A 12,089-nucleotide genomic window follows, 5' to 3' on the forward strand; every position below is an offset into this window, starting at 1 on the left:
GCGCGGGCCTCAGGCCGACAGGCGCCGGGCGGCGGCCTCGAGGGCGTCGCTTCCGGCCGTTCCCAGGACCTCCACCCGGCGGTCGATCCACCGGACCATGCGGGCGAGGGTGTCGGTGGGGTCCAGGCAGACCAGGAGTCGCGCCCCCGCCGAGATGACGGCCCGGACCGTCCGGTCCCAGCGGACGGGCTGCCAGAGCTGGTCGGCCAGGGCGCGGCGGACGGCGCGCGTCCCGGTGAGGGGGGTCGGGTCGTGGCCAGCGAAGAGGGGGACGTCGGGCGGGCGGGCCGGGACGCCCTCCAGGTGCGCCAGGAAGGCGGCTCCCGCCGGTTCGAGATCGGGGGTGTGGTAGGCCCGCTGGAAGGGGAGCCGCTGCACCCGGAGGGCCCCGGCGGCGAGGACGGCGGCCTCGAAGGCCCCGGCGGCCCGGGCCGGGAGGCTCACGATCACCTGGCGGGCGTTGTTCACCAGGGAGATCCAGCCGCCGCCGGCCGCGGCCAGGGCGGCCTCGGCCTCGGCCTCGGTGAGCCCCACCACGGCCACCATGGCGAAGGGCTCCGGGGTGGGGCGGCGGGCCATGAGATCGTGGGCGGTGCGGACGAGGGCCAGGCCCTCCGGGGGGGGGAAGGCCCCGGCGGCCACCGCCGCGGCGTAGAGGCCGGAGCTGTAGCCCGCGGTGACGGACGGCCGGGCCCCCAGTCGGCGGAGGTGGTCTCCCAGGACGTGGCTCAGGGTGTAGACCCCGCACTGGGCCGCGAGGTCGTCCATGGGGGCGGCCTGGTGGAAGGCCGCGTACGGGGGCGCCGAGCGGCCCGCGAGGGCCGTGTAGGCCTCGGCGATCTCCGGGTGGGCGGGATAGAGGCGCTCCGGCGGCGTCTCCGGGACGGCGCCCTGTCCGGGGTAGAGGAAGGCGACGGGTTCCATGTGGCGTATTTATTCAGATGATGGACTCGTAACAAGCCCTCCGAGTGGAGGCTCGGCAAAGATCGCCACGTGCGAGGCGCGGGATGGCGAGGAATGAGGCCTGCTTGGGTACGCCGCCATGACGAGCGCATCCGAAGAGCGCCGCAGCCCGCGACTTTTTGCGGCGCCATCAAAATGTAGCCGGCGGCCCTGCGACAGGATGCAAGAGGACGGGGCGGAATGCAAGGGGGCGGGCGGGGCGCCTCACCCGCCCCGGCGGTCGAGGAGTTCGCGGACCCGGCGGACGGCCTCGAGGAAGGCCGCCTCCCGGCGGCGGGCCTCGACCCGGAGGAGCCGGACGTCGGGGCGTCGCTTCACCGCCGCGATGAGGCCGCCGCCCTTCGCCGCCACCGTGGCCACCACCACCCGGGGGCCGCCGAGGAGATCTTCCACCAGCCGGGCGAAGGCGGGGGAGAGACATTCCATCCGCCCGATCTCGTCCAGGAAGACCAGCGGGGCGGCGCCCTCCGCCAGCCGGAGGCGGGCCAGGAAGGCCTCGAAGCCGGAGAGATCCACCCCGTAGCGGCCGACCCTGGGCGGGCCCTTGAACTTCCGGTGGGCGAGCATCCCCTCCGAGCCGTCGAGCCCCACCAGGCGGAAGCCCTGCCGGGCGCCCTGCTTCCGGACCTCCTCGGTGTAGAAGCCCGCGGGGCGGTAGGGGAGGAAGACCTCGGCCAGCCGCCGGACGAGGGTGGTCTTCCCGCTGCCGGGAAGGCCCGTGACGAGGAGGTGGCGGGGAGGCGGCGTCACCGGGGCCCCCTGCCGGCGGCGGCCGCGAGGTCCGCCAGGATCTCGTCCATGTGCCGGACGGCGAGGGAGAAGTGGCCTTCCCCGGGGAAGAGGCGGGCCCGGCAGCCCGGGATGGCCGCGGCCAGGTGGCGGCCCATGGCGGGTGGCACCGTCCGGTCCGCCCCGCCGTGCCAGACCAGCGCCGGGACGCGGATCTTTCCGGGGTCGAGGCCCCAGGGGCGGGCGTAGATCGCGAGGTCCGAGGCGAGGCCCGCCGCCCCGGGGCGGACGGCCTCCCGGAAGGAGGCGAGGAGGATCCCGGCGGCGGGCGTTCCGCGCAGGACGGCCCGGTCCGGCGGCGGAAGCGCCGCCGCCATGAGGGCGAAGGCCGCCCGTTCGAAGCGCTTCGTCACCGCCACCACGGGGACCGCGAGCGCCGCCGTGAGCCCCGGGGCCCGTCGGGCCGCGGCGAAACCGAGGCGCTGGTGGCGGCGCATGGCCCGGGCGAGCTCCGGCAGGTGCGCGGGGCCGAGGGGGGAGAGCAGACCGGCAGCACGCACGCGGCCGGGGAGGGCGGCTGCGACCGCCGCGGCGTAGGGACCGCCGCCCGAGAGGCCGAGGACGGCGAACCGGGAAAGGCCCAGGGCGTCGGCGCACCGGGCCACGTCTTCGGCCCAGTCGTGGAGGGTGCGGCCGGGCTGCGGATCCGAGGCCCCGTATCCCGGCCGGTCGAGGGCCACCAGGCGGATCCCGGCCCGGGCGGCCGCCTCGTGGGCGAGGCGGGCCTCGATCCGAGACCCCGGAAAGCCGTGGAAGTAGAAGACCGGCCGGCCGGCGGGGTCGCCGTATTCCGCGGCCCCGATCCGGCGTCCGTCCGGGAGGGGGATGCAGCGGCAGCGGTGGGCGGCGTCCATGCAGGGGCTCCTGGCGGGCAAGGTCCGGTCGCGTTCCCGGCCACGGACATATTAGCCCCGGAGCCGCCGGGTTTCAGCCGTCCCGGAACGAAGACGGGGCGGCGGAGTCGCCTCCGCCGCCCCGGGGACGGGCACGATGCCGTTTGCCTATTCGTCGGTGATCTCCCGCCAGTTGACCCGGCTCGATTTCTGGTCTTCCAGCGGGGTGTTCGGCATGTCGATCTCCAGGATCACGCCCCTGTCAGTCTGGACGAAGGCCTTGTCGCCCCGGCTGTTGAGACTCGGCGGCGTGGGAAGCCCCTTGCGCTTCAGGCGTTCTATGACGTTCCTGTTGATGTCCACATAGAGGGGCCCGAAGATGGGTTTATACCAGGGGGTCCCGGTTTGATAGTAGAGGCCGTAGATGTAGTTGTCGCCCAGAGTGACGCAGGGGTCCATGGTCGGCTGATAGGTTGTGTAGAGGAGGGCTCCCCGCAACAGGGCGGCTTGATTGAGGCTGCGCTCCCCGGGCTCGGTGAGCAGCCGGTACCAGCCGTCACGGTAGCCCGTCACGTAGCCGGCGAGGCCGGCGAAGGTGTCCACCTTCAGGGTGCTGTTGGATGGGAGGTCGGGCAGGCAATCGGTGGTGCCGTCCTTGCACGAGAGGTCGCTCAGCCAGGCGGAGGAATTGGATTCCACCAGGATCTGGTCGGTCCGGACGAGGCCTCGCTGGCCGAAGGCGGCGCCCGGCGTTCCGTTGAGGGAGACGGTCTCCCACGTGAGGTGGGTACCGCCCGCCGGGGTGGTCGGCTCCATGACCCCGTAGAAGGCCTGGGTACTGGTGTCGAACTTGTCGAGCACCGGGTCGAAGTAGCGGCCGGTCCCGAAGTAGACCCAGAACCTCCGGCCGTCCGTGGCCACAGTGGGCGCCGCGGTGATGGGCGCCCCGGCATCCAGGAGCGGGACGGGGTTGGGCATGGGCGACAAGAGCCCGGCCCACTCGTAGGGCTTGGTGAGCCGCTGCTGGCCGGTGGTGGCGTTCACGTCCCGCGTCACCAGGCGATAGAGCTTCCCGCCCCAGGATCCGAAGTCGCCGGAAACGGTACCGAAGTAGACCGCGTCCGCCTTGTAGTCAGGGCGGAGCTCCAGGTCGATGGTGATGGGATCCGACACGAAGGAGGCGTTGTCCGGGAGTTCGAAACGACCGGCCTCGTCCATGAAGGAAGGCGGGGCGTCGGGTACCCGGAAGGCCCCCTGCGGCGTGGCGGTGAGACGGTCGAGGGGGAAGACCGCGAGCCTGCCCCGCTGGGTGCTGGTGCCGTTGACCGCGGTGGGGCCGCTTCCAAGGACCAGGTACCAGTGGGTCTCGTTGCCGTCCTTCATCGGGATCATGGTCGGAATGACGGTGGAGTAGCCTAGGTCGGTCTCGTTGCCGCCTATCGTTCGGGTCATCTCGCCGAGGAGGACCGGCGGCTTTTCGGGGTTCGTGATGTCAAGGACGAAGTAGGAAGAGATGGATTCCCTGTTATCGGCCGGATAGTCGGGTGTCCCGTCCTGGTCGAGGTCGAGTTCGCCGTAGCGGATCTTGCCGCCGCCGAAGCGGAGGCCGCCGACGAGGATGGTGCCCCAACCGTAGGGATGATCGGCGTCTTCCGGGAAGATCCGGACGTCGAAGATGCGGGGCCGGAGGTCCACGTAGAACTTGTGCCGGTAATCGGGTTGCGTCAGGCACTTCAAGTGGGGCAGGAGGTTGGTGGGCACGTAGGCCCAGAGCTCCGCCCCCAGCTCGAAGCTGCTGTTTTCGCACTTGCCCGCCGGGTTGATGTGCTGGCAGTACTTCCCCTCGGCGGGGTTGTAGAAACCGCCGTTCACCGCGTGGAGCATGCCGTCGTTGCCGCCGAAGTAGATGACGTAGCGGCGGTTCCGGTACTGGCGGGCGAAGACGGCGTAGGTCCGGTCGTTGTAGAGGAGGTGGTAGTTCTCCGCAGGGCGGCTCACCACCATGGGAGAGGAGTGGACGACGTCGCCGAGGCGCCAGGGGACTTCGCTTTCCAGCGAGCCGTCCTTGTCGGCGTCCACCCAGGCCATGCGGGAGCGCATCCCGGGGAGACCCTCCTCGCCCCGGACCCAGCTGATGATGTCATTCACTTCGTCCAGCGTGGCCGCAGCGAAGTCGAGGTTCACCGGGCCCCGATTGGCGGCGAAGCAGGACGGCGGGAGATCCACGTTCCACTTGTTGGTGGGATAACGTTTCTCGAAGGCGATGACCTCGTTACAGGCGCCGCCCCGGTCCACCACGCCGTCGTTGTCCATGTCGATCCAGGTGAAGATGTAGCGTTCCCTGGAGTTGTGGTCGTAGAGCGGCCGGTTGAGGTCGACGTTCCCCGGGGGGAGGTTGTTCAGCCAGTCGGCGGCGGACCAGAGATAGTGCACCTCGTCGAGGCCCTTGCTCTTGCCGCGGCAGGTTCCGTTGGCGGCGATGGTGCCGTTCACGCAGACCCGGGTGTCCTCCTTGGCGGTGTCGTAGTAGTAGATGATGCGATCGTCCACCGGGTCGAGCTGCTGGTTCTGGTTGGTGTCTTCGTAGATCTGGCCCCGCTTGTCGAGAAGCAGCGCCCGCACGTCCCCCACCCACTTCACCTGGTGGAAGGTGGTGCCGACGACACCCTGGCGACGGGGGTAGAAGATGGCCTGGTAGATGGTGCCTTCACCGCCCCGGGAGGCGGCCACCACCGACGAAGACGTTCCGGAGGAGGCCTGCTGGAGGATCTTGGTGAGGGCCCCCAGGATGGCCGCCGCCATCTGGTTGCCGTCCTGGGCCTCGAAGTAGTTGTCCGGGACGCCGTCGCCGTCCTTGTCCCACTCGGCGCAGCCGGTGGGATGCGGGAGGGGGCCGGAGCAGGCCGAAAGGCCGTTCCCGTAAGGCTGACCGTCGCCGTCCAGGTCTTCGAAGCCGCCGGCCCGCGCGGCCCGCTTCATGGCGTCCTTGGCGGTGGCCGAGTCATCGAAGCAAAAGACCGTGTAGAGATCGATGGTCTGGTTGCCGGGGAGGGTGGCCTCGGGCCGCAGGTCTTCCCGGTGGATCTTGAAGGCGATGTCGTCGAAGAGGTCCGCTCCGCTGTCGCCCTGGAAGGTGGCGTCCACGCACTGGGCGTCGGTGGGGTCGGTGCAGGACTTGACGCCGCTGTCCTGGGTGGCCTCCCCGTCGGAGACGTAGAGGATGAAGGATCGGGCGCACTCCTGGTAGTCGCCGTCGAAGTAGTAGGGGTCCCAGGTGGTGCTGACCGTGTAGTGGCCCGTGCCGTAGGCAGGGGTCTTCTGCTTGAAGTACCGCATGGCCTCGTTCAGGGTCTCGGCCAGGGGGGTCCAGGTGGTGCCTTGCTGGTTGTTGATGGTCTGGATCATGTCCAGGACGACGTCCCCCTGGGGAGTGGTCACGGTGGTGTTGTCGCCGACGTAGTGGAGCACGGTGCCGCCGTCCTCGCCGGCTCCGTAACCCTCGGCGGGGCCGCGTCCGTAGTTGAACCGCATGTAGCCGAAGCGGACCTGGTCCTGGAGCTGCTGGACCACGCCCTGTGGGCGGGTGGGCACTTTGACCGCCACGAAGTAGGTCCCGTCGGTTTCGGCCTCGTTCTCGAAGATGGGGTTGGAGCTGAGGTCCACCGTACGGGCGATGCAGGTTGCCCCGGTCATGTCGGAGGGGCCATCGAAAACGGCGCCTTGGACGTTGAAGGCCGGAACGGCGTCACCGCCGGGGTTCCTGGTGGCCGAATCCGTAAAGTAGGAGTAGATGCCCTGGCGGAAGGGGGTGTAATAAACGTTCTTTGCGGGCGGGACGTAGTTCGGGCTAGGTGGTGTGTCGGAACTCGCATAGTCGTTGAAGATGCGACGATCGTCCCGGTCCTTCTGTGTCCCGATCAGGACGTACTCGCTGGCGTCTCCGGCCAGGCGGCCCCCGGTGAGGACCTTCTTCGCCACGTCGATGCGCCGCATGGTCCACCAGTTCAGCCAGTTGCCCGAGAAGGCCCGAACCGTGCAGTTGGCGGCGAGACAGACGGCGCGCTCCGTGATCGGGGTGGAGGGATCGTCCACCGTGTCTCCGACTTCGTAGAAATAGTGGTGGGTGTTGTCGTACTTGTAGATCCGGTCCGGGTTGAAGATGCCGTAGTAGGCCTTTCCTTCGTCGTAGCCGGTCCAGGCACGGGTGCCGCCTTCCCTGCACCCGGGCACTTCGTGGTAGGCGAATTCGTTCATGCTGCCGGAGTTGTCGAGGATGAGGAGGACGTTCGGAGCGGTGCCGTAGGTCACGAAGATCGGATCCTGGGTATAGTCGCCGCACGTGGCGGCCAGGGCGGTCCCAGACACGAAGGAGAGGAAGAGGAAGATCGACAGCAGGTATTTCGCGAGGTTGTGTTTATGCACGCGCATGGTTCTCCTCCCTTAAGGCTGGGCGGGTCGGATCAGCGTGATCCGGGTGAGGACCTTGGCCTCGAATCGGAAGGGATGCTGTTCATCCATGGAGTGCTGGACGTATTCCACGGCGACCCGGTCGCCGGGACGAAGATCCCTCCATCGCCGGACGAGTCGTTTCCCAAGGTGTTTCGCAGCGCGGGAGGCAATGGAAAACCGGGTCTGCGGGGTGACGTGGAAGGTCGCTTCCCCGAGGATCAGGATGTCCTCGTCGACGCCGCCGACCACGGCGTCGGGGAGGGTGTTGGAGATGGCCTCCTCGGATTTCGCCGGGGAGGGGGGCCCTTCGGTGCCGGCCTGTGTCGGCCGAGGGCCGGGAGAAAGGAATAATGCAGCAAGGACCAGTGCCGGGATGAAGGCGGTGGTCGTCCGGGTGAATGCGTTCATGGTCGGGCCTCCGTGAGATGCTTGCCCTTGGCAGGGATCGTCTGCGTTCTCTCGCTGCAACGGCCGTGCCGGGGGGGAGGGTTATATGTTAAATAAAAACAATAGGATGAATGTATCGAAAGGTATCTTGGGTATGTCGTTCGTTACCCACCTGTGGGTAGCCGGTTACCCACCGGCGCAATGGCGGGGCGGATGCGACCGGGGGACGGCGCGCCGGCCCGGCGCGGCCGCCACGGGCTCCCGGTGCGCCTCCCGGGACACGGGCGGTGGGAGCCGCCGGCGTGCACGCCGGTCTCGAGGGGACGGGAAGTTGGGAAAATATTATATAAAAAACAGCTAGTTACGTACCACGAGGGTAACCCGCCGGGATGGCGGGGAAATCTCCCTTTTTCAAGGCGGGGGGCCGCCGGCTCGATACGTAGGTTAGAGAGATTTCAATCTGGAGGTGCGCCATGCGTGGAAAGGGAGGAGTGCGAAGGCTTCGCCGGCGGGGACCGTCGCCCTTGTGCGCGGCGGTGCTGGCCGCGGCCCTGGCCCTTTCGGGATGCGCCGCCCTGCACCCGGCCGGGACGGCCATGGACCTGAGCATCCACCAGCGGGGCCTGGTCTACGAGGCCGAGGACGGCGAGCCCTCCTTCGACGACGTCATGGCCCTGAACGACCCGGGCGAGCTCTCCGACCTCCTCGACACCCAGGAGGCCGTCCTCCGGGCCTTCTTCCAGTTCGCCTTCTGAGCCTGCCTTCCACCCGCGGCACCGCCGGCCCCGGTATGCCGGCCCGGTCTTTCCCGCTCAGTCCCTCGGGACGGCGATCATGCGCTCCACGGCCCGGAGGGCCTTCACCCGCACCGGCTCCGGCACCGTGACGGCGGGCTCCCCGGTCTCGAGGGCCCGGCGGACGTCCGCCAGGGTGGTGAGCTTCATGTCCGCGCAGACCATGTCGGCGGAGGCCGGGTAGAAGCGCTTTTGCGGGTAGCGCTTCGCCAGGGGGTGGAGGAGCCCCGTTTCCGTGGCCACGATGAATGCCCCGGCGTCGGATTCGCCCGGGTAGGCCAGCATGCCGCTGGTGCTTCGGACCACGTCGGCGGCGTCGATGACCTCCGGCGGGCACTCGGGGTGGGCCATGACCACCGCCCCGGGATGGGCCCGGCGGGCCTCGGCCACGGCGGCGGCGGTGAGGTTGTCGTGGACCGGGCAGTACCCCTCCAGGTGGTGGATCTTCTGGGAGGTGTGGCGCTGGGTCCAGAGGGCGAGGTTCCGGTCGGGCACCATGAGCACCTCCGGGGTCCCCAGCGACTTCACCACCTGGACGGCGTTGGCCGAGGTGCAGCAGATGTCGCTTTCCGCCTTGACCTCGGCCGTGGAGTTTACGTAGGTGACCACGGGTACCCCGGGGAGGGCCGCCTTGGCCTCGCGGAGCTCGTCGGCGGTGAGCATGTCGGCCATGGCGCAGCCGGCGTTGGGGTTGGGGAGCAGCACCCGCTTGTCCGGGCAGAGGGTGGCGCCCGTCTCCGCCATGAAGTGGACGCCGCAGAAGACGATGACGCGGGCGTCGGTCTTCGAGGCCCGGATGGCGAGTTCCAGGGAGTCGCCCGTGAGGTCGGCGACCTCCTGGATCTCCGGGGGCTGGTAGTTGTGGGCGAGGATGATGGCCTGCTTCTCGGCGGCCAGGCGGCGGATCTCTTTCACCAGGGTGTCGGTCATCTGAGGCTCCTTGTGTCAGGGGGCGCCGGTCCGGTAGACCGGGACCCCGTCCGGCGGGGTGAACCGGAAGAGGCCGTCGTCGAGCCGCCGGTTCACGTCCATGCCGCTGAAGACGATGTGGGTCCGGCCGCCCAGGGCGTCTTCCAGCCAGACCTCTTGGATCAGGTGGGAGGCCGGGTCCAGGGTGATCCAGAGCCGCTGCGCCCCGGCCGCTGGCGATCGGGGCGTCAGGCGCAGGGTCCAGTCCGCCCGGGGGCGGTCGGGCGCCGCCGGGGCGATGGCGAAGTGGTCGGCCAGCCGGCCCTTGCCGAAGAAGAATGCCCGGCTCACCTCCGAGGAGAGAAACTCCGCCCGCGGGAGCACCAGGACCTGCCCCGCCTCGGGCTCGTAGATGAAGACGTCCGCCCCCTCCGTCACGATGAGCCGCCGCTCGGGGGCGGTGTACTCCCACCGCATGCGGTCGGGGCGCTTGAAGAAGACCCGGCCTTCCGCGGTGACGGGGCGGGAGGCCCCCGCCGGCCAGGTCTCCTGCCGGAAGGCGGCCGAGAGGGTCCGCGTCTCGTCGTAGCGCTCCTGGAGGAGGGCCGCCAGGCGGTCCGCACCCGGGAGCGGCCCGGCGGCGGCCGGGCCGGCGGCCGCCAGGGCCAGGAGGGCGAGGCCCGCCGCGAGGCCATGGAGCCGTATTCCGTCGTTTCTCATCCCGATTCCCTCTCCGCCCCGGGCTATTCCTCGGGGTAGCCCCGGGCCAAGACCTGCCGGCGCCCCATGCCGTCGGTGGGGCTCACGATGCCGTCGCGTTCCATCTGTTCGATCATTCGGGCGGCCCGGTTGTAGCCCACGCGCAGGCGGCGCTGCACCATGGAGATGGAGGCCTGGCCGCTCCGGGTGACGAGTTCCACCGCCCGGTCGTAGAGGGCGTCCACCTCGCCGCCGGTGCCGCCGGGGGCCTCCTCCCCCCCTTCGCCCTCCACCGGCTCCACCACGGTGGGGTCGTAGTCCGGCTCGCCCTGGTCGCGGAGGAACCCGGCGATCTTCTGGATCTCCCCCTCCGAGACGAAGGCCCCGTGGATCCGTTCCAGGGTGGCCGCGCCGGGCGGAAGCAAGAGCATGTCGCCCATGCCGAGGAGCCGCTCGGCCCCCATCACGTCGAGGATGGTCCGGGAGTCCACCTTGGAGGAGACCTTGAAGGACAGCCGCGCGGGGAAGTTGGCCTTGATGAGGCCGGTGAGGACGTCCACCGACGGCCGCTGGGTGGCCACCAGGAGGTGGATGCCCGCGGCTCGTGCCATCTGGGCCAGGCGCGCGATGCTGGCCTCCACCTCCTTGGACGAGACCATCATGAGGTCCGCCAGCTCGTCGATGACGATCACGAGGCACGGGAGGGGGGTCTCGGCGGCCCGGTTGTAGCCCTCGAGGTTCCGGGCTCCGGCCTCCTCGAGGAGCCGGTAGCGGCGCTCCATCTCGCCCACCGCCCAGCGGAGGGCCCGGGTGGCCTCCTTGGGCTCGCTCACCACCGGGTGGAGGAGGTGGGGGATGCCGTCGTAGAGGGAGAGCTCGATCCGCTTCGGGTCGATCATGAGCAGCCGCAGCGTGTCGGGCCGGTGCCGATAGAGGAGGGAACAGATCATGGCGTTGAGGCCCACGCTCTTCCCCGTGCCCGTGGCCCCGGCGATGAGGAGGTGGGGCATGCGGGCGAGGTCGGTCACCACGGGCCGGCCGACGATGTCCTTGCCGAGGGCCAGGGGGAGCAGGCCCTTGTGGCGCCGGAAGGCGTCGCTCTCGAGGATCTCCTTCAGGAAGACGGTCTCGCGTTCCGCGTTGGCGAGTTCGATGCCGATGACGGCCTTGCCCGGGATGGGGGCCACGATGCGGATGCTGGCGGATTTGAGCGCCAGGGCCAGGTCGTCGGCCAGGGCGGCCACCTTGTTGATCTTGACCCCGGGGGCCGGGGCGAACTCGTACATGGTGACCACCGGGCCCGGGCAGATCTCCACCACCTGGCCCCGCACGCCGAAGTCGTGGAGGCGCCGCTCCAGGGCCTGGGCGTTGGCCAGGTATTCCTCCCGGGCGATCTCCGTCTCGGCCGGGGGCGGGGTCTCGAGAAAGGCGAGGGGCGGCAGGCGGAAGGCCCCGGTCACCGGCGAGACCTTGAATTCCTCCGTGTCGCCGCCCTCCTCGGCCGGCCCGGGAAGCGGGCGCGGGGTGGCGATGTGGGGCACGGAGGCCGCTTCGCCGCCGGCCGGGGCCGGCGGGCGCCGTCCCCCGCTGCGGGCGCGGGGAGGCGCCCCGGCGGGTTCGGGGCGCCTGGCCGCCAGGGCGGCCAGCAAGGCCCAGGCGCGGGCCAGGGTGAGGGGCGTGGCCGCCAGGAGCCCGGCCACCAGGGCCACCAGGAGGAGGAGGGCCGCGCCGGCCCCCCCGAACCACGTGGCGAGGAACCGGGCCAGGGCCCAGCCCGCCAGGCCCCCGGGAAGGCCCGCCCCGGCGGCATCTCCCAGGGTGCCGAGGCCGAGGAGCCCGGCCGTGGCCAGCACCACCGCCGCCCATCCGCCCGCCATCCAGGGGAGCGAGGGCGTCCAGGCCAGGCGCCGCCACCCCGCCCGGAGGGCCAGCCCCACGAAGAGGACGGGCACCCAGTAGGCGGCGTAGCCCAGGACGTCGCGGAGGAAGGCCGCCAGGTGCGCCCCCACCGGGCCCATCCAGTTCCGCGCCGCGTGCAGGGAGGGGTGGTTCCAGGCCGGGTCGTCCGGGGAGTAACTCGCCAGGGCGGCCAGGGTGAAGAGGGCGAGGGCCACGAGGCAGAGGCCGAGGATCTCGGCCCCGAAGGGACGTTCTCCGGCGGGGGAGGCGGTCCGGACTCTGGAATCGTCTCGGGGCATATCGTGGTCTCGGCGCGTCGGCCACGGAATGAACCGTTGGCCGCCACATTATTAGCGCTTTCGCCCCG

The 12,089-nt window shown here is 70.3% G+C and carries 9 protein-coding genes; 1 reads left to right on the forward strand and 8 read right to left on the reverse strand.

The features are described 5' to 3' along the window. Positions 1-9 precede the first annotated feature (9 nt). The 5 genes from HCU62_RS03500 to HCU62_RS03520 form a co-directional block, all read right to left on the reverse strand. A complete protein-coding gene (locus HCU62_RS03500; RefSeq protein ID WP_169755436.1) occupies positions 10-924 on the reverse strand; it encodes an ACP S-malonyltransferase in 915 nt (304 codons plus the stop codon). Between the two features lie 243 nt (positions 925-1,167). Then, the gene (locus HCU62_RS12505) at positions 1,168-1,713 is read right to left on the reverse strand and encodes a nucleoside-triphosphatase (protein ID WP_163298503.1); all 546 of its coding nucleotides are present in this window, start codon (positions 1,711-1,713) and stop codon (positions 1,168-1,170) included. Beyond that, the gene (locus tag HCU62_RS03510) at positions 1,710-2,606 is read right to left on the reverse strand and encodes an alpha/beta fold hydrolase (protein WP_163298502.1); all 897 of its coding nucleotides are present in this window, start codon (positions 2,604-2,606) and stop codon (positions 1,710-1,712) included. Before HCU62_RS03510 ends, HCU62_RS12505 begins: the two co-directional genes overlap by 4 nt. Before the next feature lie 147 nt (positions 2,607-2,753). Then, a complete protein-coding gene (locus HCU62_RS12805) occupies positions 2,754-7,007 on the reverse strand; it encodes a pilus assembly protein (RefSeq protein WP_163298501.1) in 4,254 nt (1,417 codons plus the stop codon). Positions 7,008-7,025: 18 nt separating this feature from the next. Further along, on the reverse strand, positions 7,026-7,442 hold the full coding sequence (locus tag HCU62_RS03520) for a hypothetical protein (protein WP_163298500.1): 417 nt from the start codon (positions 7,440-7,442) through the stop codon (positions 7,026-7,028). A gap of 452 nt (positions 7,443-7,894) precedes the next feature. Here HCU62_RS03520 and HCU62_RS03525 point away from each other — a divergent pair, with 452 nt between their 5' ends. After that, the gene (locus HCU62_RS03525; RefSeq protein WP_163298499.1) at positions 7,895-8,176 is read left to right on the forward strand and encodes a hypothetical protein; all 282 of its coding nucleotides are present in this window, start codon (positions 7,895-7,897) and stop codon (positions 8,174-8,176) included. 57 nt (positions 8,177-8,233) lie between these two features. Here HCU62_RS03525 and nadA read toward each other — a convergent pair whose 3' ends face one another. Genes nadA through HCU62_RS03540 form a run of 3 tightly spaced genes read right to left on the reverse strand, consistent with a single transcriptional unit; the run spans position 8,234 to position 12,021 of the window. Continuing rightward, entirely contained in the window at positions 8,234-9,145 is a 912-nt protein-coding gene (nadA, locus tag HCU62_RS03530; RefSeq protein ID WP_163298498.1) for a quinolinate synthase NadA, read from the reverse strand. 15 nt (positions 9,146-9,160) lie between these two features. After that, positions 9,161-9,844, reverse strand: a complete 684-nt coding sequence (gene lolA / locus HCU62_RS03535) for an outer membrane lipoprotein periplasmic chaperone LolA (protein WP_163298497.1) — start codon at positions 9,842-9,844, stop codon at positions 9,161-9,163. Positions 9,845-9,867: 23 nt separating this feature from the next. Further along, entirely contained in the window at positions 9,868-12,021 is a 2,154-nt protein-coding gene (locus HCU62_RS03540) for an FtsK/SpoIIIE family DNA translocase (RefSeq protein WP_163298496.1), read from the reverse strand. Between the last annotated feature and the right edge of the window lie 68 nt (positions 12,022-12,089).

The organism is Dissulfurirhabdus thermomarina, from assembly GCF_012979235.1.
Lineage (GTDB): Bacteria > Desulfobacterota > Dissulfuribacteria > Dissulfuribacterales > Dissulfurirhabdaceae > Dissulfurirhabdus > Dissulfurirhabdus thermomarina.

Excerpts from the sequence above, each read along its gene's own strand:
- HCU62_RS03525 (WP_163298499.1), top strand. The coding sequence starts at position 7,895 with ATGCGTGGAAAGGGAGGAGTGCGAAGGCTTCGCCGGCGGGGACCGTCG.
- nadA (WP_163298498.1), bottom strand. The coding sequence starts at position 9,145 with ATGACCGACACCCTGGTGAAAGAGATCCGCCGCCTGGCCGCCGAGAAG.
- HCU62_RS03510 (WP_163298502.1), bottom strand. The coding sequence starts at position 2,606 with ATGGACGCCGCCCACCGCTGCCGCTGCATCCCCCTCCCGGACGGACGC.
- HCU62_RS03520 (WP_163298500.1), bottom strand. The coding sequence starts at position 7,442 with ATGAACGCATTCACCCGGACGACCACCGCCTTCATCCCGGCACTGGTC.
- HCU62_RS03540 (WP_163298496.1), bottom strand. The coding sequence starts at position 12,021 with ATGCCCCGAGACGATTCCAGAGTCCGGACCGCCTCCCCCGCCGGAGAA.
- lolA (WP_163298497.1), bottom strand. The coding sequence starts at position 9,844 with ATGAGAAACGACGGAATACGGCTCCATGGCCTCGCGGCGGGCCTCGCC.
- HCU62_RS03500 (WP_169755436.1), bottom strand. The coding sequence starts at position 924 with ATGGAACCCGTCGCCTTCCTCTACCCCGGACAGGGCGCCGTCCCGGAG.